The organism is Streptomyces sp. NPDC014891 (genome assembly GCF_043081085.1).
Taxonomy (GTDB): Bacteria; Actinomycetota; Actinomycetes; order Streptomycetales; family Streptomycetaceae; genus Streptomyces.
The window spans coordinates 1,059,207-1,082,570 of record NZ_JBIBWF010000001.1 but is presented as its reverse complement, the minus strand read 5'-3'; the positions used below and the strand labels follow the sequence as shown (position 1 = coordinate 1,082,570).

The 23,364-nt window shown below is 74.0% G+C and carries 28 protein-coding genes; 17 read left to right on the top strand and 11 right to left on the bottom strand.

All coding sequences use genetic code 11. The features are described 5' to 3' along the window. Together ACF09E_RS04590 and ACF09E_RS04585 are read right to left on the bottom strand one after the other, a co-directional pair. Complete coding sequence (locus ACF09E_RS04590) at positions 1–207, bottom strand: DUF5999 family protein (RefSeq protein ID WP_361859001.1); 207 nt, start codon at positions 205–207, stop codon at positions 1–3. A gap of 334 nt (positions 208–541) precedes the next feature. Continuing rightward, on the bottom strand, positions 542–1,132 hold the full coding sequence (locus tag ACF09E_RS04585; RefSeq protein ID WP_388805450.1) for a hypothetical protein: 591 nt from the start codon (positions 1,130–1,132) through the stop codon (positions 542–544). Positions 1,133–1,610: 478 nt separating this feature from the next. Between ACF09E_RS04585 and ACF09E_RS04580 the strand changes: the two genes are divergently transcribed. Together ACF09E_RS04580 and ACF09E_RS04575 are read left to right on the top strand one after the other, a co-directional pair. Then, positions 1,611–3,110 carry a glutamate--cysteine ligase gene (locus ACF09E_RS04580; RefSeq protein ID WP_392203818.1) on the top strand — a complete coding sequence of 500 codons (1,500 nt, stop codon included), beginning with the start codon at positions 1,611–1,613 and terminating at the stop codon, positions 3,108–3,110. A 113-nt stretch (positions 3,111–3,223) separates the two neighbouring features. Further along, positions 3,224–4,015: a CPBP family intramembrane glutamic endopeptidase gene (locus tag ACF09E_RS04575; protein ID WP_392203817.1), complete on the top strand. Its 792-nt coding sequence runs from the start codon at positions 3,224–3,226 to the stop codon at positions 4,013–4,015. Positions 4,016–4,093: 78 nt separating this feature from the next. On the opposite strand, the gene ACF09E_RS04570 is transcribed toward ACF09E_RS04575, so the two are convergent. Beyond that, positions 4,094–4,903, bottom strand: coding sequence for a PhzF family phenazine biosynthesis protein (locus ACF09E_RS04570; protein ID WP_392203816.1), 810 nt, complete (start codon positions 4,901–4,903; stop codon positions 4,094–4,096). Between the two features lie 303 nt (positions 4,904–5,206). Between ACF09E_RS04570 and ACF09E_RS04565 the strand changes: the two genes are divergently transcribed. Next, positions 5,207–5,821 (top strand): PadR family transcriptional regulator, encoded by a 615-nt coding sequence (locus tag ACF09E_RS04565; protein ID WP_392203815.1) that lies wholly within the window; start codon positions 5,207–5,209, stop codon positions 5,819–5,821. An 85-nt stretch (positions 5,822–5,906) separates the two neighbouring features. Here ACF09E_RS04565 and ACF09E_RS04560 read toward each other — a convergent pair whose 3' ends face one another. Further along, positions 5,907–6,335 (bottom strand): SRPBCC family protein, encoded by a 429-nt coding sequence (locus ACF09E_RS04560; protein ID WP_392203814.1) that lies wholly within the window; start codon positions 6,333–6,335, stop codon positions 5,907–5,909. Positions 6,336–6,404: 69 nt separating this feature from the next. Then, positions 6,405–6,629 (bottom strand): hypothetical protein, encoded by a 225-nt coding sequence (locus tag ACF09E_RS04555; RefSeq protein WP_392203813.1) that lies wholly within the window; start codon positions 6,627–6,629, stop codon positions 6,405–6,407. Positions 6,630–6,915: 286 nt separating this feature from the next. On the opposite strand from ACF09E_RS04555, the gene ACF09E_RS04550 reads away from it, so the two are divergent. The 3 genes from ACF09E_RS04550 to ACF09E_RS04540 all read left to right on the top strand — a co-directional run bounded on the left by ACF09E_RS04550 (position 6,916) and on the right by ACF09E_RS04540 (position 9,674). Continuing rightward, entirely contained in the window at positions 6,916–7,461 is a 546-nt protein-coding gene (locus tag ACF09E_RS04550) for a Clp protease N-terminal domain-containing protein (RefSeq protein WP_392203812.1), read from the top strand. Positions 7,462–7,502: 41 nt separating this feature from the next. Then, positions 7,503–8,534: a DMT family transporter gene (locus ACF09E_RS04545; protein WP_392203811.1), complete on the top strand. Its 1,032-nt coding sequence runs from the start codon at positions 7,503–7,505 to the stop codon at positions 8,532–8,534. A gap of 174 nt (positions 8,535–8,708) precedes the next feature. Beyond that, positions 8,709–9,674: a DMT family transporter gene (locus ACF09E_RS04540; RefSeq protein ID WP_392203810.1), complete on the top strand. Its 966-nt coding sequence runs from the start codon at positions 8,709–8,711 to the stop codon at positions 9,672–9,674. 37 nt (positions 9,675–9,711) lie between these two features. Here ACF09E_RS04540 and ACF09E_RS04535 read toward each other — a convergent pair whose 3' ends face one another. After that, positions 9,712–10,356, bottom strand: coding sequence for an FMN-binding negative transcriptional regulator (locus ACF09E_RS04535; RefSeq protein WP_392203809.1), 645 nt, complete (start codon positions 10,354–10,356; stop codon positions 9,712–9,714). 52 nt (positions 10,357–10,408) lie between these two features. Further along, complete coding sequence (locus ACF09E_RS04530) at positions 10,409–11,125, bottom strand: pyridoxamine 5'-phosphate oxidase family protein (protein ID WP_392203808.1); 717 nt, start codon at positions 11,123–11,125, stop codon at positions 10,409–10,411. Between the two features lie 35 nt (positions 11,126–11,160). On the opposite strand from ACF09E_RS04530, the gene ACF09E_RS04525 reads away from it, so the two are divergent. Further along, complete coding sequence (locus ACF09E_RS04525; RefSeq protein WP_392203807.1) at positions 11,161–12,495, top strand: aminotransferase class I/II-fold pyridoxal phosphate-dependent enzyme; 1,335 nt, start codon at positions 11,161–11,163, stop codon at positions 12,493–12,495. 15 nt (positions 12,496–12,510) lie between these two features. On the opposite strand, the gene ACF09E_RS04520 is transcribed toward ACF09E_RS04525, so the two are convergent. After that, positions 12,511–13,602: a DMT family transporter gene (locus ACF09E_RS04520; protein WP_392203806.1), complete on the bottom strand. Its 1,092-nt coding sequence runs from the start codon at positions 13,600–13,602 to the stop codon at positions 12,511–12,513. 73 nt (positions 13,603–13,675) lie between these two features. Between ACF09E_RS04520 and ACF09E_RS04515 the strand changes: the two genes are divergently transcribed. Continuing rightward, a complete protein-coding gene (locus tag ACF09E_RS04515) occupies positions 13,676–14,578 on the top strand; it encodes a LysR family transcriptional regulator (protein ID WP_392203805.1) in 903 nt (300 codons plus the stop codon). Positions 14,579–14,589: 11 nt separating this feature from the next. Here ACF09E_RS04515 and ACF09E_RS04510 read toward each other — a convergent pair whose 3' ends face one another. After that, entirely contained in the window at positions 14,590–15,057 is a 468-nt protein-coding gene (locus ACF09E_RS04510; RefSeq protein WP_392203804.1) for a pyridoxamine 5'-phosphate oxidase family protein, read from the bottom strand. Between the two features lie 78 nt (positions 15,058–15,135). Between ACF09E_RS04510 and ACF09E_RS04505 the strand changes: the two genes are divergently transcribed. Beyond that, entirely contained in the window at positions 15,136–15,834 is a 699-nt protein-coding gene (locus ACF09E_RS04505) for a cysteine hydrolase (protein WP_392203803.1), read from the top strand. Here ACF09E_RS04505 and ACF09E_RS04500 read toward each other — a convergent pair. Then, entirely contained in the window at positions 15,821–16,270 is a 450-nt protein-coding gene (locus ACF09E_RS04500) for a Rieske (2Fe-2S) protein (RefSeq protein WP_392203802.1), read from the bottom strand. The two genes, ACF09E_RS04505 and ACF09E_RS04500, sit on opposite strands and share 14 nt — an antisense overlap. 173 nt (positions 16,271–16,443) lie before the next feature. On the opposite strand from ACF09E_RS04500, the gene ACF09E_RS04495 reads away from it, so the two are divergent. Next, positions 16,444–17,541: an AraC family transcriptional regulator gene (locus tag ACF09E_RS04495; protein ID WP_392203801.1), complete on the top strand. Its 1,098-nt coding sequence runs from the start codon at positions 16,444–16,446 to the stop codon at positions 17,539–17,541. Between the two features lie 247 nt (positions 17,542–17,788). After that, positions 17,789–18,397 (top strand): signal peptidase I, encoded by a 609-nt coding sequence (gene lepB / locus ACF09E_RS04490; protein ID WP_392203800.1) that lies wholly within the window; start codon positions 17,789–17,791, stop codon positions 18,395–18,397. A 77-nt stretch (positions 18,398–18,474) separates the two neighbouring features. On the opposite strand, the gene ACF09E_RS04485 is transcribed toward lepB, so the two are convergent. Then, positions 18,475–19,092, bottom strand: a complete 618-nt coding sequence (locus tag ACF09E_RS04485; protein ID WP_392203799.1) for a TetR family transcriptional regulator — start codon at positions 19,090–19,092, stop codon at positions 18,475–18,477. A gap of 214 nt (positions 19,093–19,306) precedes the next feature. On the opposite strand from ACF09E_RS04485, the gene ACF09E_RS04480 reads away from it, so the two are divergent. The 6 genes from ACF09E_RS04480 to ACF09E_RS04455 all read left to right on the top strand — a co-directional run bounded on the left by ACF09E_RS04480 (position 19,307) and on the right by ACF09E_RS04455 (position 23,236). Beyond that, on the top strand, positions 19,307–19,987 hold the full coding sequence (locus ACF09E_RS04480; protein WP_392203798.1) for a cholesterol esterase: 681 nt from the start codon (positions 19,307–19,309) through the stop codon (positions 19,985–19,987). A gap of 100 nt (positions 19,988–20,087) precedes the next feature. Beyond that, entirely contained in the window at positions 20,088–20,657 is a 570-nt protein-coding gene (locus ACF09E_RS04475) for a DUF6114 domain-containing protein (RefSeq protein WP_392203797.1), read from the top strand. Continuing rightward, the gene (locus ACF09E_RS04470; protein ID WP_392203796.1) at positions 20,654–21,439 is read left to right on the top strand and encodes a DUF6230 family protein; all 786 of its coding nucleotides are present in this window, start codon (positions 20,654–20,656) and stop codon (positions 21,437–21,439) included. Before ACF09E_RS04475 ends, ACF09E_RS04470 begins: the two co-directional genes overlap by 4 nt. Next, positions 21,433–21,828, top strand: a complete 396-nt coding sequence (locus tag ACF09E_RS04465) for a DUF6114 domain-containing protein (RefSeq protein WP_392203795.1) — start codon at positions 21,433–21,435, stop codon at positions 21,826–21,828. The genes ACF09E_RS04470 and ACF09E_RS04465 overlap by 7 nt, the downstream gene beginning before the upstream one ends. Next, on the top strand, positions 21,825–22,457 hold the full coding sequence (locus tag ACF09E_RS04460) for a hypothetical protein (RefSeq protein ID WP_392203794.1): 633 nt from the start codon (positions 21,825–21,827) through the stop codon (positions 22,455–22,457). Before ACF09E_RS04465 ends, ACF09E_RS04460 begins: the two co-directional genes overlap by 4 nt. After that, positions 22,454–23,236: a DUF6230 family protein gene (locus ACF09E_RS04455; protein WP_392203793.1), complete on the top strand. Its 783-nt coding sequence runs from the start codon at positions 22,454–22,456 to the stop codon at positions 23,234–23,236. Before ACF09E_RS04460 ends, ACF09E_RS04455 begins: the two co-directional genes overlap by 4 nt. The last annotated feature ends 128 nt before the right edge of the window (positions 23,237–23,364 follow it).

Below are 23,364 nucleotides of genomic sequence, written 5' to 3'. Positions count from 1 at the left end.
TCAGGCGGCGGTCGTCACCTGGCCCGCCGACAACGGCCGGTGCGGGGCGATGATCTGCCCGTCCGGCAGCAGTTCGCCGGTGTCCTCGAAGAGCAGGACGCCGTTGCACAGCAGGCTCCAGCCCTGCTCCGGGTGGTGTGCCGTCAGTCGGGCCGCCTCACGGTCGGCGGATTCGGCAGTGGGACAGGCAGGCTGGTGCTGGCACATGGGTGGGTTCTTTCGCTGCGTCGTAGTGGATGTCCTGCGGCTCTTCGCGCTCATCGCCGCCCCCGTCGGTCGGTTCGGTTCCGATCCCAGTCTTGCCCCATGGACGGTCTTCCGCAGGGATTTCGCGGCAGCTCGTCCTTTCCTGGGAAGACGCATCACCCGCAGGGGCGGTTCAGGTCAACTGCACCGTCTCTTTGGGTGGTTCGGAGTGGTCCCAGTGGGCTAGTCCGTCCGGGAGGGGTGTTCGGGTGCGGTGTTCGGGCCGGGATGTCGGACAGCAGTGCGCCCCGTGACCCGGGCGGGGGTCACGGGGCGGCGACGCTCGTGCGGTGGATCAGGCGGGCGCCGCCGAGCCCAGCAGGGGCGGCGGCGCGAGGCGGGTGCTGAGCACGGGCAGGAGGTCGGCGACCTGATACGGGCGGTGGGCGGCGATCCCCGGCGGGGCGGGTGCGAGCGGCACCATCAGGTCCGCCGCGCCCGGACCGCCGGCGGCCCCGTCCGCCTCCGGGTCGGCGTGCAGCCAGAGGGTCAGCATGTAGAGCTCCGGCACCGAGAGCAGTCGGGGCTGGTACGGGCCGGGCAGCGCCTCGGCCTGGTGCAGCGCCCGTTCCGTCGCGGTGACGTACGGCCCCTCGAAGAAGTGCGAGAAGGACCAGCCGTCCGGGGTCATCATGGTGTCCGCGGCGGCGATGGTCCGGCCCCCGTTCCTGATGAGGAAGCGCCAGCCGGCGAGGCGGGTGCGGGGGGCCTGCCCGGGTGTCCCGGCGACGCCGAGCACGTGGACGGGCAGGGGGAGTTCGGGGCTCAGCGGTCCCTGCGCGGCCCGCAGGGCGGGCGTTCGCGGCTCGCGGACGGCTGTCGGCGAGCCGAGGGCCGCGAGGACGCTGCGGAGGGCCGGCGCAGGGGCCGGGGAGGGTCGGAGCATGGTGGGTCGCCTCTCGCTCAGGAGACACGGTGACGCGTGGGCAGGTACGACGGCGCTGTCGGCGGCGGGGCCAGAGGAGTGCCTGTGGCCATGACCGGGCGCCAACACTCTGCCTCGTCCGCGGAGTTTATACGACACGTGTTCACGGAGTGTTTCCGCTAGACGTCGGCGATATTCCTGGCAAGGCTTCATCAGGCCGTAAAACAGCGGCTGCGGAAGCGGAATCCACGGGTATCGGCGCCCCCACCTGCGTATTCCTCGCGAAGTCGGACGGCCGAATTGTCTCCCCGGGTCCGGGGACAATAGGACATTGGTATATGTCGATTGTTCCGTGCCATCGGGATGTGACGGAGGGGTGCTGCATCCAGCCTATCCTCCGGCGGCCCTCCTCCGCAGGCGTTGTGGATCAGCGCGCTGGGCATATGGTCCGAGACGCGCGGCCCCCCTGACGGCCGCCCACACGTGGAGGGACGCTTCGATGGGGGAGAAGGTCGTGGCCGACGGGTTCGGCCCGTCCGACCGGCAGCAGTACCGGAGAAAGCTCCAGCAGTGCCTCGCGGGGCTCGCGAGGCTGCTGGCGGAGAAGAGGTTCGACCGTCCCCGCAATCTCATGGGAGTGGAGATCGAACTCAATCTCGCCGGTGCCGACGGACTGCCCCGCATGCTGAACGGGCCGGTTCTGGAAAAGATCGCGAGCGCCGATTTCCAGACGGAACTCGGATTGTTCAACCTCGAAGTGAACATCGCGCCCCACCAGCTCGACGGGCGCGTATTCGACCGGCTCGCCGAGGAGATCGGCACCGGAATCGGATACGCCGACCGCAAGGCCGCGGAACTGGACGCGGGCGTCGTCATGATCGGCATACTGCCGACCCTCACGCAGGACGACCTGGTCCCGGAGAACCTCTCGGCGGCGGACCGCTACACCCTCCTCAACGACCAGATCCTCGCCGCCAGGGGCGAGGAGTTCACCCTGGACATCCACGGGGTCGAACGGCTCCTGTGCACCTCGGAGTCGATCGTGCCCGAGGCGGCCTGCACCTCGGTGCAGCTCCACCTCCAGGTGACACCGGCCCGCTTCGCCGCCGTGTGGAACGCGGCGCAGGCGGTGTCCGGCGTGCAGATCGCGCTCGGCGCCAACGCGCCCTTCGTCTTCGGGCGCGAGTTGTGGCGCGAGTCCCGGCCCCCGCTCTTCACCCAGGCCACCGACACCCGCCCGCCCGAACTCCAGGCGCAGGGCGTGCGGCCGCGCACCTGGTTCGGCGAGCGGTGGGTGGACTCGGTGTACGACCTCTTCGAGGAGAACCTGCGCTACTTCCCCGCGCTGCTGCCGATCTGCGACGAGGAGGACCCGCTGCTCGTCCTCGACGGGGGTGGCGTCCCGCGGCTCCAGGAACTCGTCCTGCACAACGGCACGGTCTACCGCTGGAACCGGCCGGTGTACGGCTGGGTCGACGGCGTCCCGCACCTGCGCGTCGAGAACCGGGTCCTGCCGGCCGGGCCGACCGTCACCGACGTCATCGCCAACGCGGCCTTCTACTACGGGCTCGTCCGTTCCCTCGCCGACGACCCGCGGCCCGTCTGGAAGCGGATGGCCTTCGAGGACGCGGAGGCCAACTTCGACACGGCCTGCCGGCACGGCATCGAGGCGGAGCTGCGCTGGCCCCGGTCGGGGCGGGCCGGCGGCGTCGCGACCGTCCCCGCGGTGCGGCTGGTCCTCGACGAGCTGCTGCCGCTCGCCGCGGCCGGACTCGACGCCTGGCACATCGAACCGGCCGACCGGGACTTCTACCTCGGGGTGATCGAGCAGCGGTGCCTGCGGAAGGTGAACGGGGCCTCGTGGCAGGCCGACACCTTCCACCGGGCCCTGGAGTCGGGGCTCGACCGGAAGGCGGCGCTCGCCGCGACCACCCGCCGCTACCGGACCCTCATGCACGCGGGCGAGCCGGTGCACACCTGGCCGGTCGGGATCGACTGAGCGCGGCTCCCTGGGTCGCGGGCCGCGGCGACGGCCGGTCATGGCACAGTGATCGGGATGCCGCCCGATCGGCGTCGGTCCGCGACCGGGAAGTGGAGACAGGTGTGGTGTCGGTGCAACGAGTCGGTGACGCTTCCCTGCCCCCCGACGGACTGTCGCGCCCGGTGCTGCGCAACGAGACGCTCATCGTCCTCGCGCTCTCGCTCGGCGCCAGCGCCCTGTCCTCCCTCATCAGCTTCGTCGGCTCGCTGACGAAGTCCGGTGCGCTGAAGGAGCAGGCGGCCACCCTCAACGGCTCGTACGCGCCGGGGCGGCCGTGGCTGGACCTGTCCTGGCAGCTCTTCGGGATCGCCTCTGCCCTGGTGCCGGTCCTGCTCGTCGCCCATCTGCTGCTGCGCGAGGGCTCGGGACTGCGTGCCATCGGCTTCGACCGGACGCGGCCCTGGCCCGACCTCGGGCGCGGGGCGCTGGTCGCGGCGGGCATCGGCAGCGCGGGCCTCGCCTTCTACCTGGCGGCGCGGGCGACCGGCTTCAACCTCACCGTGGTGCCCGAGTCGCTGCCCGAGGTGTGGTGGAAGTACCCGGTGCTGATCCTGTCGGCGATCCAGAACTCCGTGCTGGAGGAGGTCATCGTCGTCGGGTACCTGCTGCGCAGGCTGGGGCAGTTGGGGTGGACGCCGATGGCGGCGCTGGTGGCGAGTTCGGTGCTGCGCGGCTCGTACCACCTCTACCAGGGGATCGGCGGCTTCGTCGGCAACGTGGTGATGGGCGTGGTCTTCGTCCTGCTGTACCGGCGGTGGGGTCGGGTCGGGCCGCTGGTGGTGGCGCACGCGCTGCTCGACATCGTGGCCTTCGTCGGCTACGGGCTGCTCGCGGGCAAGGTGGGCTGGCTGCCGACCGTGTGAGGGCCCGGCCGGGAGGCCGGCGGGACGTGAGGGGCGTACGGGTTCTCCGTACGCCCCTCACGCGTTCCGCCGCGAGCGTCAGGCGCGCAGTTCGCCCTCGATGACGGTGACCGCGTGGCCGTTCAGGAGGGTGCGGTCGCCGCGCAGCCGGGTGCGGACGATGCCCGTGCGGGCGCCGCCCTGCAGACCGACCAGGTCGTCGCGGCCGAACCGGGCCGACCAGAAGGGGGCGAGCGCGGTGTGGGCGCTGCCGGTCACCGGGTCCTCGTCGATGCCGACGGCGGGGAAGAAGCCGCGGGAGACGAAGTCGTGGCCGCTGCCGGGATCCTGGGCGGCGGCGGTGGTGATGACGCCCCGGGTCGACAGGGCCTTGAGGGCGGCGAGGTCCGGGGCGAGGCCGCGCACGGTGGGCTCGTCGCGCAGCTCGACGACGAGGTCGCCGATGTGCTCGGCCGTGTCGTGGACGCCGACGACCTCGGCGCCGAGGGCCTCCTCCAGTCCGTCGGGGACGGCGACGGGGGTCAGGGAGGAGGTCGGGAAGTCCAGCGTGACGGTGCCGTCGGTCTCGGTGGTGGCGCCGAGGACGCCGCAGCGCGCCGCGAAGCGGACGGCGCCGCTCGCCGTGCCCGTGGAGTGCAGGACGTGGGCGGTGGCCAGGGTGGCGTGGCCGCACATGTCGACCTCGGTGGTGGGAGTGAACCAGCGCAGGGCCCAGTCGGCCCCGCCGCCGGCGGGGAGCGGGTGGGCGAAGGCCGTCTCGGAGAGGTTGACCTCGGCGGCGACCCGCTGGAGCCAGGCGTCGTCCGGGAAGGCGTCCAGGAGCAGGACTCCGGCGGGGTTGCCGGAGAAGGGCCGGTCGGTGAAGGCGTCGACGATGCGGATCTTCATGGCGCCGACCGTACCGGGGTCGGAATCGGGCGGACCAAGGCCAATCGCGGAGGACTGGACCGGATCGCGGACGACCGGACCGGACGCCCGCACGCCCGCACTCCGCGCGCCGCCGCGTCCGTGGCCCGGGCGGATCGTGCGCGCGGCCCGGCGGACCACGGCGTGCGGGGCGGTCCGTGGCGGCCAGGCACGGCACCGGCCGGGAGCCGATGCGGTCGGAAGCTTGCTCACCGAATAGTTCCGATATATCGTTGAGGCATCGCGACAGTTCAGCGAGTGAATCCCGATGGAAGGAGCGTTGCGATGCGTTCACATGGACACGACCACGGAAACGGACACGGAGCCGGCCGTGGAGGCTTCGGCCCCGGCCCTCGCGGTGACTTCGAGGGGCGGCGCGCGGCCTTCGGCCCCTTCGGGCCGGGCTTCGGCGGCGGAGGCCCCTTCGGGGGCGGCCGCGGTCACGGCGGCGGCCGGGGACGGGCGCGGCGCGGCGACGTGCGGGCCTCGATCCTGGCGCTCCTCAAGGACCGCCCGATGCACGGCTACGAGATGATCAGGGAGATCGGCGAGCGCAGTGACGGGGCCTGGCGGCCCAGTCCCGGCTCCGTCTACCCCACCCTCCAGATGCTGGAGGACGAGGGCCTGATCGTCAGCGAGAGCGAGGGCGGCAAGAAGCTGTTCACGCTCACCGACACCGGGCGGGCCGAGGCCGACGGCGGACCCGAGGCGCCCTGGCAGGACGCCGGGCGCGGCGTCGACTGGGAGGCCATGAACGAGATCCGGCAGGCCGGCTTCGGCTTGATGGAGGCGTTCGGGCAGGTCTGGAAGGCCGGCAGCGCCGAGCAGCGCAAGAAGGCGGTCGGCGTGATCAACGAGGCCCGCAAGAAGCTGTACCTGATCCTCGCCGACGAGGACTGACCGGTGCCCGGTGGGACCGGAACCGGCCGAAGGGCCCCGCGGCACCCGCCGCGGGGCCCTTCTCCGGGTGTACGGGGTGTACTTCTCAGGCCACCAGGCCCGAGAGCTTGCGCAGCGACTCGGTCAGTGCGGCCGTCGCCGAGTCCCTGAGCTTGCCCGCCATCAGCGAGACCGCCGCGCCGGTGAACTCGCCGTCGATCCGGACCGCGGTGGCGTCCCCGTCCGCGGCGAGCGAGTAGCGGGTGGTGACCAGCACGCCCATCGGGCCCTTGCCCTTGATCGCGAAGGCGCGCTCGGACTCCAGCTCCTCGACCGTCCAGAGCACCTCCGCGGGGAAGCCCATCAGCTTCATGTTCTCGGTGAAGGTGGCGCCCGTCTCCAGGGTCGCCGGGCCGCCGTTCGGGAAGTCGGTGTGGGTGGCGTTCCACTCGCCGTACGAGGGGAAGTCCATGAGCTGGGCCCAGACCTTTCCGGCCGGTGCCTCGATCCGTGCCTCCGCGCTGACTTCGGCCATGAGACCACCCCTTCACGCGTGCCTGCTGGGTTTCGGTGTCGCGGAACGTAGCCGGAGGACCGTGAACATTCAATACTGATGAACCGTCAGTTCTGCGGCGGCCGGACCCGCCCCGTCGCCGACCCACCAGATCTCGGAGGCGTCGAACCGGTCGGAGGCGCGAGGCCTCCCGGCCTCCTCGTGGTGGTGGAAGGCCGCCCAGAACAGATCGGCCGGCAGGGCGTCCCGGGGCGCGTACACCCGGTAGACGTACTGCCGCCCGTCGCGCGCGGGCAGGGTCACCATCCAGAACACGGCCGGAGGACGTGGGCTGCGCGCCCCGTGGTTGCGTCGGGGGCGCAGGGCAAGGCGGCGCGCGCCCCGGGCGGTCGACGCACGCGATCTCATCCGTAAGGAGGAGGAACCGCGCACGCGTGCCCGCCTCCGGTGGGATGCGGACATGCTTCTCCCCGGCGATGTCCCGGCGGCCCGCGCCTGATGAGGTGAGAGGGTGCACCGTCCCGTCCCGTTTCACCAGCAGCCCCTCGGGCCGCCCGCCGTCCCGCGGGCGGAGCTCGCGCCCCGTCTGACGCCGTCCCTCATGACGGTCGTCACGGGGGCGCGCCGAAGAGCCCTCCGGGACGGCGACCGCCAGATCGACACCGCCCACCTGCTGCACGCGCTCATCGAGTCCGACCCCGAGGTCGCCGCCGCCTTCGAAGGGGGCCGGCGCGCCCGCGTCCTCGGCTACCTCGTGCAGCGCTCCATCGGATACGGACTGCGCTGGCAGCGCTCGGTCGAGGAGTCCGGCGCCGGACGCCGGCTGCCCGCCGTGCGCGCGGCCGAGGTCCACGGCGGCGGCCGCGGCTCCGGCTGGTCGCCGGCCGCGGCCGCGGCCCTGGAGGAGGCCTTCCGGCGGGCCGCCGAGCGGGGGGATCCGCAGGCCCGCGGCCTCGACCTGCTCGCGGTCGTCGCGGCCGACCCGGAGAGCCGGGCCGCCGAGGTGCTGCGGCGCGCCGGAGTCGATCCCGGCGCCCTGAGCACCCGGGCCGGAGCGCGCGCCGGAGACCTCGCCGGCGGCGGTGCCGCGGCCCTGGCGGAAGGTTCCCTTCCACGGGCTGACGGGGACTCGTCTCAACAGGTGTAACGGGGGTTACGCCCCTGACCGCGTCCTGTCATCATGGCCCGATGCACGCGTCTCAGGGGAGAAGCGCCGGCCTGGGACTCGCCCTGGCCTCGGCCTTCGCATTCGGTGGTTCAGGAGTGGCGGCCAAGCCGCTGATCGAGGCGGGCCTCGACCCGCTCCACGTCGTGTGGCTCCGGGTCGCCGGCGCCGCACTCGTCATGCTCCCGGTGGCCTGGCGCCACCGGGACCTCCTGCGCCGCAAGCCGGCCCTCCTGGTGGGCTTCGGACTGCTCGCCGTCGCCGGCGTCCAGGCCTTCTACTTCGCCTCGATCTCCCGCATCCCGGTCGGCGTCGCGCTCCTCATCGAGTACCTCGCCCCGGCCCTCGTCCTCGGCTGGGTCCGCTTCGTCCAGCGCCGGCCCGTCACCCGGGCCGCCGCCCTCGGCGTCGTGCTGGCCGTCGGCGGTCTCGCCTGCGTCGTCCAGGTCTGGTCCGGGCTCACCTTCGACCTGGTCGGACTCCTCCTGGCCCTCGCCGCCGCCTGCTGCCAGGTCGGCTACTTCGTCCTGTCCGACCAGGGCTCGGGCGAGGCCGAACAGGCCGACCCGATCGGCGTCATCGCCTACGGGCTCCTCATCGGAGCCGCCGTGCTCACCGTCGTCGCCCGCCCGTGGGGCATGGACTGGGCCCTGCTCGGGGGCCGCGCCGACATGGACGGCGCCTCCGTCCCCGCGTGGCTGCTGCTCGGCTGGATCGTGCTGATCGCCACCGTGCTCGCGTACGTCACCGGCGTCGTCTCGGTGCGCCGGCTCTCGCCTCAGGTGGCGGGCGTCGTGGCCTGCCTGGAGGCGGTCATCGCCACGGTCCTCGCCTGGGTGCTGCTCGGGCAGTATCTCGACGCCCCGCAGATCATCGGCGGCGTGGTCGTCCTGGTCGGCGCCTTCATCGCCCAGTCCTCGACGCCGAAGGCGCCCGCCGCCGGACCGGTTGCGGGGTCCGCGGCGGAGGTGACGGCGGCCGGCGCGGTGCCGCTGGACGGCGGCGTGGACGACGGGGCGAGAACCGGCTTGCCCGCCGGGCGGGCCGACACCTAGGGTGCCGATCATGCATGCGACCGTGCTTCCGCCTCCCGCCGCCTAGGGCGCGCGGAGACACTCCCGACGGAGACCGGGCTCGGCCGGGCGGACCCCCGCCCCCGAGCGGTTCGTCGCTGCCCGCGCGCGGAGCCCAGCGACCACCCTTCCTTCCGTCCTCCCCGGAGCACCCACGTGTCGAAGTCCTCACCGTCCGCCCTGTCCGTCGGACGCAGCCTGCTCTATCTGATCGTCGCCGGAGTCGCCTGGGGCACGGCCGGCGCCGCCGCCTCGCTGATCTTCCGCAGCAGCGACATGGGCCCCCTCGCCCTCTCCTTCTGGCGCTGCGTCGGCGGCCTCGTCCTGCTCCTCGGGGCACTCGCCCTGCGCCCCCGGCGCCGCACCGTCCGTCCGGCGGCGGAACCGCGCGGCCGCCGCACCGCCCGCATCCTCGGCACCGGGATCGGACTCACCGTCTTCCAGAGCGCCTACTTCGCCGCCGTCCAGGCCACCGGGCTGGCCGTCGGCACGGTCGTCACGCTGGGCGCGGGCCCCGTCCTCATCGCGGTCGGCGCCCGGCTCACCATGGGCGAGCGCCTCGGCCGGGGCGGCATCGCCGCCGTCACCGGCGCGCTCGCCGGGCTCCTCGTCCTCGTCCTCGGCGGAGGCGCCGCCGAGGTCCGCCCGCTGGGAGTCGTCCTCGCGGTCGTCTCGGCCGCCGGCTACGCGGCGATCACCCTGCTGACCCGCTACCTCGGCCGGGACGGCGGCCGAACCGACGCGCTGTCCACCACGACCTGGGCCTTCGCGATCGGGGCCGTCGGGCTGCTGCCGGCGGCGCTCGCCGAGGGCCTCGTCCCGCACACGGACGCGCCGCTGCAGGTACTGCTCCTGCTCGGCTACGTGGCCGCCGTGCCGACCGCGCTCGCCTACGCGCTCTACTTCGCGGGGGCGGCGGTCGTCCGGGCCGCGACCGTCTCCGTGATCATGCTCCTGGAGCCGGTGAGCGCGGCCGTGATCGCCGTGGGCCTGCTCGGCGAGCGGCTCACCGCCGCCGTCGTCCTCGGCACGCTGCTGCTGCTCACCGCCGTCACCGGCCTCGCGTTCGCCGAGGCGCGGACGGCGACGGCGGAACGGCGGCGGGAGGCCGTCGCGGTGTAGGAGCCACCGGGCACCGGCGCCGCGGCCCCGCCCCGGTTCAGCCGGCGGTGCGGCGGCGCAGCTGGTGTCCGCGCGCCGCCCGGTCGCGGGGGCCGTCCCGCCCGGCCAGCCGGTCCATGACCCGGTCCTGGACCTCCGGCGGCTTGTTCCCCGCGTACTTGAACTTGGCCCGCACGGTCGTGACCTCCAGCCGCAGCACCCGGATCCCTGCCAGCAGCCGGCCGAAGGGGGCCTCGCCGGGGACCGCGGGGGCGGTGCCGCCGTCCGGCTGGAAGTGGGCGACCTGGCGGTTGAGCAGCTCCGCCTTCTCGGCCGGATCGTCGACCACGTGCGCGGTGCAGTGCAGCTGCACCGCCGCGTAGTACGAGGTCGGTGTGCCGTGGGAGGCCGGCGTCCCCTCCGGGGCGGTCCACGTGCCCGGCACGAAGACGTAGTCGTCGACCACGCTGAGGAGGACCGCGGGGTCGGCCTCCACGGCGCGCCACAGCGGGTTGGGGCGGGCCAGGTGGGTGAGCACCCGGCCGTACGGGCCGGGTTCGGCCTCGTACCGGAAGTGCGCCGGCTGCACCCACGGCGGTTCTCCGGGCAGGCCGTTGACGGCGAGCTGGCCGAAGTCGTGCCGGGAGAGCCAGGCCCGCCACTCGTCCTCGTCGCGGGGTGCGTCCCAGGGGTGGATCAGCATGGGGTGTCCGTCCTCGGCATCGTCGGTCCGTCCCTTCGCCTTCCGCCGCCCGCTAGAGCGCGGCCAGGTAGCCGGGCAGACCGATGGACGGGTCGAGGTCGTCGGCCGGGACCGGGACGCCGTAGCCGCCCCGCACCGGGACCACGCCCGACCAGTGGGGGAGGGTGAGGTCCCCGGCGTCGTCGTTGGGTCCGCCGGTGCGGACCTTCGCCGAGACCTCGTTCAGGTCGAGCCGGATCACGGCCGTGGCGGCGAGCTCCTTGGCGTTCGCCGGGCGCGAGTCGGCGGAGCGTCCCGGGACGACCTGGTCGACGAGGGCGTCCAGGGCGGTCCGCAGCTCCTCGGGGTCGGTGACCTGGTGGGCGGTGCCGAGCACCACGACCGAGCGGTAGTTGAGGGAGTGGTGGAAGGCGGAACGGGCGAGCACGAGACCGTCGACGTGGGTCACGGTGAGGCAGACGGGCAGTCCGGGGGAGGCCGTGCCGTCGCCGGCCGCCCGCAGCGGACGCGAGCCGGTGGATCCGTGCACGTAGAGGCGGTCGCCGATGCGCCCGAAGAGCGTCGGGAGCACGACCGGCGCGCCGTCCCGCACGAACCCGAGGTGGCAGACGTAGGCCTCGTCGAGTATCGAGTGCACCAGCGCCTTGTCGTACGAAGCGCGCTGCCGCGAGCGGGTGGGGACGGTCCGGTCGGTCGGCGTGTACGCGCCGGCGGAGGTTCCGGAGGTTCCGGGGGTCTCGGCGGGGGCCGTGTCGGCGGGGGTGCCCATTGCGTTCTCCATTGCACTAGTGCATACTTGTGTTTGTGCTAGGAGAGTATCGGATCGAAGGTCGTCGCGCATCGGAGATCGCCGCCAGCGTGGAGCGCGGGGTGGGGCTCGGGGCTCTGGAGCCCGGGCGACTCCTGCCTCCCATGCGGGAGTTGGCCGTCACGCTCGGGGTGAACCCGAACACCGTCGCCGCCGCCTACCGCACCCTGCGCGAACGCGGGGTCATCGAGACCGACGGGCGACGGGGCAGCCGGGTGCGCCCGCGCCCCGCCACGACCGCCCGCGGATCGATCCGGGTGGAGGCCCCTGCGGGGGTCAGGGACGTGAGCAACGGCAGCCCCGACCCGGCGCTGCTGCCCCCGATCGGGGAGGCCTTCGCCGAGGTCGCGCGGCGGTACGCCGAACGGCCCGGCATGTACGGGGAGGCCCCCGTCGACGAGGAGTTCGCGCGCCTCGCGCGCGCCGCCTTCGACGCCGACGGGGTGCCCGAGGGTCCCGTCGGCGTCACCTCCGGATCCCTCGACGCGGTCGAGCGCGTGCTCGCCGTGCACCTGCGGCCCGGGGACGCCGTCGCGGTCGAGGATCCCGGCTGGGGCAGCCTCCTCGACCTCGTCCCCGCGCTCGGGCTGCGGCCCGTACCGATGGCCGTGGACGAGGAGGGGCCGAGACCGGAGGCCGTCGAGCGGGCGCTCGCCGTGGACGGGGCGCGGGCGGTGATCGTGACGGACCGGGCGCAGAACCCCACCGGCGCGTGTGTGACCGGGGCCCGTGCCGAGGAGCTGCGGCAGGTGCTCGCCCGGCATCCGGGGGTGCTGCTGATCGAGGACGACCACGGCCACGGGATCGTCGCGCAGCCGCTGCACCCGCTGGCCGGGGGCCGCGACCACTGGGTGCTGATCCGCTCGGTGGCCAAGGCCTACGGCCCCGACCTGCGGATCGCCGCCTTTACCGGCGACGCCGAGACCGTCGACCGGGTCCTCGGCAGGCAGCGGTTGGGGCCCGGCTGGGTCAGCAAGCTCCTCCAGCGGACCGTCGCCCACCTCTGGGCCGCGGAGGCGGTGGACCCGGCGACCGTCTCCCGCGCCTACGGGAAGCGGCGCGACGGTCTCGTCCGGGCCCTGGCCCGGCGGGGTGTCGAGGCCCGCGGACGCAGCGGAATGAACGTCTGGGTCCCGGTGCCGGACGAGACCGGGGCGGTGGCCCGGCTGCTCGCCGCGGGCTGGGCGGTCGCGCCGGGGGCACGGTTCCGGATGGACACGGGGCCGGCCGTCCGGATCACCGTCTCGGGCCTCGCCCTCACGGACGTGGAACCGCTGGCCGAGGCGGTGGTGGGAGCGGTGGGGCCGATGGTGGCCCGGAGTTGGGGGTGAGGGGCCCGCTCCGCCTCAGGAACGCATGCCCGCGACGGGGTGCGTGGGGGTGCCGTTCCTGGCGGGCGCGTTGCCCGAGACGGGATGGGGAGGGGTGCCGTTCGTGGCGGGTGCGTTGGCCGCGACGGGCTGGGGAGGGGTGCCGTTCGTCGTGGGCGTGATCGGGGTGGGGGTGGCGGCCCGTCGGGGGGTTCGGCGGGTCTGGGTGAGGGCCGCTCCCGCCAGGACCACGATCGCGCCGACCGGGGTGTTCCAGGCGAGCCGCTCGTCGAGCAGGGCGACGCCCGCCGCCGTCGCGATGACCGGGATGAAGTACGTGACCATCGCGGCCGTCGTCGGGCCGACCTCCGCCACCACCCCGTACTGGAGCAGCATCGCGTACCCCGTGCCGAGCGCGCCGAGCGCGATCACGGCGAGCAGCGGGAGCACCTCGACGGAGGTCGGGACCGACGTGAACAGCGGTGTGACGACCGCCAGTTGCAGTGTCGCGAGACCGACCTGCGAACCGGCGAGCGAGAGGTTCGAGGCGCCCGTGCCGCTCAGCGTCCTACGGACGTAGATCCAGCCGACGGCGTAGCTGAGGGACGCGAGCAGGGCCAGCGCCGTGCCCGTCACGTCGACGCCCGAGAAGCCCTGCCAGGCGCCGAGCACCGTCAGCACCCCGACGAAGCCGATCCCGAGGCCCGCCGCGCGGACCCGGGTGGGACGGTCCTCGGAGAGCGCCACGAGGGAGAGCAGCATGCCCCACAGCGGTGTCGTCGCGTTGCAGATGCCCGCCAGGGTCGACGGGATGGTCAGCTCGGCGTACGCGAAGAGGGAGAACGGCAGGGCGTTGAGCAGGAAGGCCGCGACGGTCAGATGGCCCCAGACGCGGGCGCCGCGCGGCAGCCGGTCGCGCTTCACGACCAGGGCCACGGCCAGCACCGCCGTACCGAAGAGGAGCCGCCCGAAGGTCACCTGGAACGGGGCGAAGCCCTCCGTGCCGACCTTGATGAAGACGAAGCTGAATCCCCAGATCAGGGCCAGGACGCCGAAGCGGACGCGCCAGTCGAGCAGACGGGAGGCGGCGGAAGGGGCTGCGGGCGGGAGCGGGGCTGCGGGGCTCATGCACTCAGAGTGAGGGCGACGACCTCTTAGAACAAGCCAGAATTCCTCGACCCCTCCCCTTAGAATCGCTTACATGTTGAATCTGGAGCGCCTGCGCACCCTCGACGCCGTCGCCCGGCACGGCTCGGTCAGCGGCGCGGCCGAGGGGCTGCACGTCACCACCTCCGCCGTCTCCCAGCAGCTGTCCAAACTTGAGCGTGAGGTGGGCCAGCAGCTGCTCGCCAAGAACGGCCGGGGGGTGCGGCTCACCGACGCCGGGATGCTGCTCGCCGAGCACGCCGCCCGGATCCTCTCCCAGGTCCAGACGGCTCAGGCCGACATCGAGGCCCAGCGCGGCCAGGTGGTGGGCGAGGTGCGGGTCGCCGCCTTCCCCACCGCCGCCCGGGGCCTCTTCCCCGCCGCGCTCGCCGCCCTGCGCGAGGGCCACCCCGACCTGCGGGTCCGCACCACGGAGCTGGAGCCCGAGAGCGGGGTGCGCGCCGTGCTCCGCGGCGACGCGGACCTCGCGCTCGTCCTGGACTGGAGCAACAAGCGGGCACCCGTGCCCGGGGGGCTCGAGCGGGCCCATCTCCTCGACGACGCCGCCGACGTCGCCCTGCCCGCCGGGCACCGGCTCGCCGGGCGCGAGGCGGTGGACCTGGTGGACTTCGCGGACGAGGAATGGGTCTCCTGGCCCGAGGGCGAGTTCTGCCACGACTGGCTCATGTTCACCCTGCGCTCGCAGGGCATCGAGCCGCGCATCGGGCATCTGGCGGGGGAGCACCACACCCAGCTGGCACTCGTCGCGGCGGGACTCGGCGTGTGCGTGACACCCAGGCTGGGGCGGCCGGTGCCGGAAGGGGTCGTCTTCGTCCCCGTACGGCAGCCGGTGCGGCGCCACATCTACGCCACCTGGCGCTCCGACGCGGGGCGCAGACCCTCCGTACGGGCGGTCGTCGGGGCGCTGCGGGAGGCGGCCGGGCCGCTGGGGAGCTGACCGGGCTTCGGTCAGGGGCCCGCGAGTTTGCGGAAGTTCCAGGAGGCGATCGCGTCCGGTGTCAGCCGCATCCAGGCGTGCCTCCCGTCGTGCGGCATCGCGTCGAGCCCGAAGTTTTTGGCGGCGAACAGCTGCTCGGGCACGTCGAGTTCGGGGCACGGTTCGCCCGTGCGCGGCGCCTCGCCCACGAACTCGACCGTGCCCGACAGCTCCGCGCCGCGCAGTTCGCCGTACTCCACCCCGTCGTCCACCACGACGGCGATCCTCGGGTCGGCGCGCAGCTCCGCCCACCGCCGGCTGCGGGTCAGCGAGTACAGCCAGAGCGAGGAACCGTCCCAGGCGAACCAGAGCGCGCTCACGTGCGGGCGGCCGTCGGCGGAGACGGTCGCGACCCGGCAGGTGCGCTGTTCGGCGAGGAAGGAGTCGAGCTCCGCCGGGGTCATCATGATCCGGCGTCCACGGCGCTGTGCGACGGTCATCGTCCGCACCCTTCTGGATTTCTGATGAGACGTCAGAAAGCATGGGGGGCCATTCGCCCGCGTGCAAGGGGAGAGGTCATGGAGCGGACTGCGAGAGAGCGGCTCGGAGAGCGGATCAGGCCGGACGGAGGCGTCGTGCTGCTCACCGTCGAATGCCAGCAGGGGGTCGTCGGGCCGGACAGCGCCCTGCCCGAACTGGCAGCCGCCGCACGAGCGTCGGGCGCGCTGTGCAACGTGGCCCGGCTGGTGGCCGCCGCCCACGAGGCGGACGTCCAGGTCATCCACGCCGTCGCGGAACGGCGCCCCGACGGGCGGGGCGCCAGCAGCAACGCCCGGCTCTTCCGGGCCGCGGCCCGGCTTCCCGTCCAGCAGCACAGCGGAAGCACGGCGGTACGCGTCGCGGAACCGATCCAGGTCGCCGAGGAGGACCTCGTCGTACGGCGGCTGCACGGGCTCTCGCCCCTGGCCGGGACCGACGTTGACCCGCTGCTCCGCAACCTCGGCTGCCGGACCCTGATCGTCACCGGCGTCTCCGCCAACGTGGCCGTGCCCAACGCCGTCTTCGACGCCGTCAACCTCGGCTACACCGTGGTCGTGCCCGCGGACGCCATCGCGGGGGTGCCGGCCGACTACACCCCCGCGATGATCCGCCACACCCTGGCGCTCGTCGCCACGATCACCACCACCGACGACGTGCTCGCCGCCTGGAAGCTCCCCCGGCGGTCCGGGGTCGCGGGGAGGGCGCCGGGTGCCGGGGGCGTCGTCAGCCGAAGCTGATCGCGTCGCCGATCACCTGGATCGGCGTCGGCGGCAGCGGGGAGCCGGCGGGGCCGGACTTCACGCTGCCGTCCGACATGTCGAAGTGGCTCTGGTGGCAGGGACAGACGATGACCCCGTCCTGGACGCTGCCGACGGCGCAGCCCGCGTGGGTGCACTTCGACGAGAAGGCCTTGAACTCGCCGGCCTTCGGCTGGGTGATCACCACGCCCTTGCCGGCGATGACCTTCCCGCCGCCCACCGGGATGTCCCCGGTCTGCGCGAGGGTCTCGGCCTCGGGGGTCGCGCCGCCGTCGTCCGTCCCGCCGCTCGCCGCGCCCCCGGTGCCGCTGCCGTCCCCGTCGGCGGTGCCGCCGCCCCCGCAGGCGGCCAGAACCGCGACCAGTCCGGTACCGCCCGCCGCCGCGACCACGGTCCGGCGTGCCACTCCGCTCATCTGCTGCCCCTCTTCCCTCGTGCGTTCGGCGCGTTTCCGCCCCAGCCGAAGGTACGGCTGTGACCTGTGTCCCGTTCACAGGATCGGGCGTTCTCCGCCTTACAGTTCTGGCTAGAGTGTCTGATCCTGGACAACTGAGGGTTGAACTGTCCACGGGGGAGGGGGCGACGGGCATGCTGACGCAGTCGGTGAGCGCCCGTCACGTACGGGCCGTGCTGCTGGCGGCCGAGCGGCGCGGCGTCGCCACCGGACCGCTGCTCGCCCGCGCGGGGCTGCCCGCCGCGCTCGCCGAGGAAGCCCGGACAGCGGAGCGGGTTCCGGCGGAGCGGTTCGGCCAGCTCGTCAGAATGCTCTGGACCGCCCTCGACGACGAGCTCATCGGCTTCGGCGGCACCCCGAGCAAGGTGGGGACCTTCGCGATGATGGCCCACGCGGTGGTCCACGGCAGCCGAGACCTGCGCGAGGCGCTCCGGCTGGCCGGGGCCTTCTACGCCCTGTTCCCGGGCGGGCCGCGCTTCCGCCTCGTCGAACCGGCGGGGACGGCCGGTGCGGCCGGCGACGCCGACGAGGCGCTGCTGGAGTTCGACCTCTCCGGGTACGACGACCCCCTCCACTTCGGTGCCGAGGCCACGGTGCTGGTCGCGCACCGCTTCGCCGGCTGGCTCGTCCGGCGGAGAATCGGGCTCCGCCGGGTCGAGTTCGCCCACCCCGAACCCCGCCACGCGGGCGAGTGCGCCCTCCTGTTCGGGGCGCCCTGCGTGTTCGGCGCCCCGCGGACGGCCGCCGTCCTCGACCGTGCGGACCTCGACGAGCCGGTCCTGCGGGACGCGGCCGCGCTCCGCGTCTTCCTCCGGCGGGCCCCCGTCGACGTGCTCGTCCGCGTCGACCACGAGAGCACGGCGACCGGCCGGGTGCGGCACCTGATCGGCAGGTCCCTGCCGGCCGGCCCGGTCCCGACCCCCGAGGAGCTCGCCGCCCTGCTGTCCGTCAGCCCGCAGACCCTCCGCCGCCGGCTGGCCGCCGAGGGCACCACGTACCAGCGGATCCGCGACCAGGTGCGGCGCGACCACGCCCTCGCCGAGCTGGCCGGCGGCCGGATCTCCATCGAGGGTCTGTCGCACCGGCTCGGATTCTCCGAACCCAGCGCCTTCCACCGGGCGTTCCGCCGCTGGACCGGCGAGACGCCCCGGGCCTACCGGGCCCGGGCCGGATCCGCGGACCGGCGGGCCGGCCCCGCCCCGGCGCCGAGCGCACCCGGTCAACAACCCTGAGCGGTACGGTCACGGCCGCCGTCCGCCGCCCGTCCTACCGTCCCGGCATGACCGAGATCGACCGGTCCGGCGGCGTACGGCTGCCGGACGTCCGGGACGGCCGTCCCGACGACGGACGCCCCCGCGGCCGACCGCGCGGCGGCGCTCGTGCCCGTCCCGGCGACCGTCCCCGCGGTCGCCTCCGTGCCCGTCGCCGTGGTGGCCGCGTGCGTCCCCGTCTCCGTTCCCGGGCCCGGAGCGGGTCCCGGTGACCGGGCGCCGGGCGGCGGCCGCCGTCCTCGGTGCCGGAGTGGTGCTCTGCCTGGTGGCGGTGGTGGCCGTGACGGCCCTCGGCGTGCGGGTCGACGGCACGAGCATGGCGCCGACCCTCCACCCGGGGGACCGGGTGCTCGCGGCGCCGGGTTCCGCGGCGGCGGCGCGCCGCTTCGACGTCGTCCTGCTCCGGGCCACCGGAAGGGACGCGCTCCTGGTCAAGCGGGTGATCGGGCTGCCCGGTGACCGCGTCGCCATCGTGTCCACGCCCGAGGAGCCGTTCCAGGTGCTGCTGCAGGAGGCGGGCGAGGGTCCGCTCCGGCGGGTCGTGGCACCGCAGTGGGCGGCGCAGGCCCACCGTACGGGGGCGTGCTGCGGTCCCGACGGGGCGCGCTCCGCACGGTCCGCGCTGCGGACCGTGCCCGAGGGGTCGTTCTTCTACCTCGGTGACAACCCCGACCTGTCGGACGACTCGCGGGCGTACGGCTGGGGCGACATCGCACGGATCGAGGGCCGGGTCGGGGTACGGGCCTTCCCGGTCTCCGCGTCCGCGGCGATCGGCAACCGTCCCGTCCTGGAGGCCTATGCGGGGCCTGCTCCCTAGGGGGTGTCTTGTCGATCAGGCCGGGCGTCGCGTGCCGGGCCGGGACCTGCCGGACCCGGCCCGGGAACCGCCGTCGCTCAGGCCGGGGGCGCGGCCTCCGGCACCCGCTCGGTGCCCGTGCTCAGCGCGATCCGGACGACGGTGTCCGCGATCCGCCGGGCCGACTCCTCCGGCGAGGAGGCCGCCTGGACGATGTGGCTCGCCGTCAGGCGCACCGCCGCGTCCACGGCGAGCTCCCGCGCCACCGGGTCGATCGCCGGCCAGGCCTCCGTGACGTACGCGTCGGCCATCGCCGTCGCCAGGTCGAAGGCCGCCGCCGAGCGGGTCGTCAGATAGGGGAGGAGGCCGTCCTCGCCGGTGCTCGTCAGCATGGCCTTGATCAGCGGGTTCCGGCCGGCCAGCGTGAGCGTGAAGCCGACCGACGCCTCGACCGCCGCCCTCAGGTCGTCCCGGTGGGCGTCCAGTCCCTCCTGGATGCCGACCAGGCAGCGCTCCAGCTCGCGCTGGAAGAGTGCCTCGCCGACGGCCTCCTTGGACGGGAACTCCGAGTACAGCGTCTGGCGGCTGACCCCGACCGCGCCGGCCAGGTGGGACATCCGGAGCTTGTCGAAGCCGCGGTCGGCGACCGCCTCGTACGCGGCGTCCAGCAGCCGCTCGCGCAGCAGTGTCCGGACCGTCTCCCTGAACCGTGGCATCGGGCAAGCCTAGTCCAGTCGCACTTCTCCCCAGGATTGTCCGAGCTATTGACACTCTTTATAGGAGTGTCCAATTCTCAAACAGGTAGTCGTGAAGTGTCATCCGCTCCGGGTCGGCCTCAGCGGCCGTCACATCGGCCGCACCGGCCGCGGGGCGCACGGCCGCATCCGGATCCCCCCGCGCGACCCGTGCGGGACGACGGTTGGAGACCACATGCAGCACGAGCCCCGAGGCATCACCCGCTGGCGCAGATCCGCCTTCCTCGCCGTGCCCGCCGCGGCGGCGGTAGCCGCCATGGCCACGGCCATGGTGCAGGGCGCGCTCGCCGCGAACCTCTCGCTGACCAGCGTCCCCTTCACCCTCAGCTCGAAGACGGTCGCCGCCCCGCAGGGCATCGGCGCCGTGATGCACACCGTCGACGCCGGCGGGTCCAAGGGGGCCGCCGAGGTCGGCATCGCCAAGGCCGGACTGGACGGCATCTGCGTGCACGCCGTCCAGTCCGTCGCCCTCCCGGTGATCGGCAGCCTCGGCACCTGGTCGCTCAACATCTCCTCACCGGCGGCGGCCACCCCGCTGACCAGCGACCAACTCGTCGCCGGTGCCGGACTCCAGGCCGACAGGCTGGTCCTGGACGCCCAGTCGCTCAAGGCCGCCACGGCCACGCTCAACGCGAGCACCACCACCCCGAACGTCATCGGCGCCGCCGCCGACGGCGCCGGGATCAGGGGCAGCGGCATCACCGACGGCACCCCGGGCCAGTTCGGCCTGGACGCCACCGGCGGCCGCACCGACATCAAGAACCTCCACGCCGATGCCCACGGCGCCACCATCTCCGGAGCCATCACCCTGCCGGACCTCGCCATCGGCATCGCCCACGGCGACAAGGGCTGCTGACCCGCACGGATCCCGGCCCGATCCCGCCCACCCGGAGGCCGCGTCCCCGGCGGACCCGGCCTCCGGCCCCTCCCGCCCCGACCCCAGCTGCGAGGCACCCATGACCACGGATCCACCGCCCGAACCGCCCGAACACCCCCTCGGAGCAGGCGAATCCGCCGCACCGGCTCCCACCGGTCCCGCCGGAGGCACCCGAGGGACCCGCGCGGCCTTCCGCCGCTGGCGGCGCACCCGGCCGTTCTGGGCGACGGTCTGGACCGCGCTCGGCGGATTCGTCATCCTCTTCCTGCCGATGGCCCCGCTCGGGAAGATCCTCCAGGTCGGCGTCGGAGGCATCGCGGGCATGGCCGGCGGCGTCGTCCTCATGGCGATGGCCCTGCTCATGCTGTTCTTGCCCGGTCAGCGGCACACCGCCGGCGTCATCGCGGTGATCGCGGGAGTCGCCTCCTTCCCCCTGTCCAACCTCGGCGGACTCTTCGCCGGCATGGTCCTCTCCGTCCTCGGCGGCTCCATGGCCTTCGCCTGGCTCCCCGAGAAGCCCGCCCCGGGACGCGGCTTCCCGGGCCACGGCCTCCCGCGCCGTGGCCGGACCGCCGACCGGGCCCCCGGAGACTCGGGACCCGGCGGCCCCTCCGTACCCCCCGTGTCCGTGAGGAGCGGATCCGCATGACGCAGACCCCGTCCCTTCCCCGCCGCATCGGTCCGGCCCTCACCCGGATGCGCACGGCCGGCACCCGGGCCGCCGCCGACTGGAACACCCGGATGCTCGCCGAGGCGGCCGACGGCCGGCGGCGCGGCACCCGCTGGGGCCGCGGCGCCCTCGCCCTCGTCCCCTCGGCCCTCGCCATCGGCGTCCTCGGCACCGCCCTGGCGCAGGGCGCGCTCGCCGCCAACTTCAGCGTCACGGGGCAGCCCTTCACCCTGACGTCCAACGGAGTCGAGGGCACCGGCTTCGGCGCCATCGTCAACACCCCCGCCGTCGGACGCCCGGACGGCAGCACCACCACCGACACCGGGATGGCCCGCGTCGGTTTCGCCAGCGCCGGGCTCGCCGGGCTCTGCGGGATCGTCCACCAGACCATCGCGGGCGTCCCGTACTCGCTGCTCCTGACCGGCGGCCAGAAGGTGGCGGCCACCCCGCCCACCGCCTTCACCACCGACATCGACGCCTCGAACCTCTACATCCAGGCCACCGAACTCCGGGCGTACGGCAGGACCACCCTCCAGAACGCCGTCCTCGGACAGTCCGCCGACCAGGTCACCGTCGCCGGCCGACCGCTCACCGGCGCCGTCCCCGGCGGGTTCGGGCTCGGCTCGGCGGGCGGCGAGGGCGGCAGCTCCATCACGCTCCACGGACTCGACGCCACCGCGTACGACGCCGAGATGGCCGGCGCCCTCGTCCTGCCCGACCTCAGGATCAGGGTCGTCGCCGGAACGGCCACCACGTGCTGAGCCGGGCGGCGCACGCGCGCGCCTGGTTCCGGGCCTTCCGGCGCACCCGGCCCTTCTGGGGCGGGCTGTGGCTGATCGCCGGGGGATGGACCGTCCTCAAGTTCTCCCTCAGCTCACTGCAGTTGATCGTGAGCACGGGATTCGGGGGAGTGGCCGGCTACCTCGTCGGCGGCGGGATGATCCTGTGCGGACTCATCCCCCTGGCACTGCCCGGCCAGCGCTACACCTTCGGTCTCATCGGCACGGTCCTCGCGGTCGTCTCGCTCGTCGTCTCCAACCTCGGCGGCTTCCTCCTCGGCATGCTGCTCGGCGTCCTCGGCGGCTCCATGACGGTCGGCTGGGGCGTCCGGGAGCCCCGCCGCCGGGCAGCGGCGGAGGCCGAGGGATGAGGCCGCCCGCCCGGCACCGGACCGGGGCGCCGCACAGGGCGGCGGCCGTCGCCGCCGCGCTCCTCCTCGCCGTGGTCACCGCCCTCTGGTCCGGGCAGCCGAGCCGGGCCGCGGGGGCGGCGGCCGCCGTGGAGCCCCTGGGTGCGCCCTTCCTGCCCTCCCCGGACCCGCTCCGCGTCACCATCGCCAGCATGGTCGCCGTCTCCATGACCGTCGAGAAGAACGTCACCGTCCGGCTCTCCGACGGCACGACCCGGGTCACGAACCAGTACACCTTCACCAAGCTCAAGATCCGCTCGCACCTGAACGTGACGCAGCGGGCGGCCGGTCACACCGTCACCATCGACGTCCCCGGCGAGGGATCCCTCGGCGGCTACGACCGCGCGGGCAGGCCCGAGACGACCACGATGTGGGGCACCATCACGAACGTCTGCGTCCGCGTCCTCGTCAAGATCTGCGGAGTGCAGGGCCTGCTCGACTTCTTCGGCTCCCTCATCCCGCTCACGGCCGGCGCCGAGGACTTCGTCGGCGACGTCTACGCGATCCGCACGGTCGACGACCACGCGGCCCTCGACTCCACCGACAACCCCGTCCACCTCCCCGGAACCATCACGGTGACCACCCCATGAGCCCCGAGCCCACCGAGGACCCCCGGTCCCCGACACGCGACGAGCACGCCGGGGGCCCCCGCAGGCCCGGACCCACCCGGAACCCCGACGGCCGGGGCGCGGAGGGCCGGACCCACTGGCGGCGCTCGCTCGCCGTCGCCGTGCCCGCCCTCCTCGCGGCCGGCGGCCTCGGCTCGGCCATGGCGAGCGGCGCACTCGCCGTCGGCCTCCGCATCCAGGACCGGCCCGTCGACTTCACCACCAGCAGCCTGTACGGGACGCAGTACGGCGCCGCCGTCGTCGACCAGGCGGTCGTACGGCCCGACGGCTCCACCGGGACCGTGCGGGTCCTCCGCATGGGCTTCGCCGACGGGGTCGTCAACGGCCTCTGCATCAGCCGGCGGCAGGAGATCGCGGGAGCCGCGTACACCCTGCTCCTCACCCTCGGGGACGACGACCCGCGCTCCTGGGAGATCCGGACCGAGAACACCGTCCTCGACCTGCGGAACGCCACCGGCGTCCTCGACATGGACGGCGTCGTCGACCTCAACACCAACGGCGCCGGCGTGAAGACGGTCAAGGACGCGAGCGGCGCGTACGTGGTGAACCCGCTGAACAGCCCCCAGCACCGCTTCGGGATCCAGGCGCGGTACGCCAAGTTCGACCGGATCGTCGGCACCGCCCAGGACTTCCAGATCCCCGGCCTCCTCACCACGCCGAGACTCACGCTCTCCGTCCGGCCGGGTACGGTCGCCTGCCCCGCCCCGGCGGCACCCGTCGGGACCCCGGGCACGCCGTGACCCCCGACCGCCGGGCCGGCCGCCGGGGCCCGTATCTGACGGACCGTGCGACCTGGCAGACTTCGGGTCTCAGCGTCGTGTCCCCGTGGCGTGAGCGGGCCGCTCCACCGGGGAGGCGGCAGGCGACT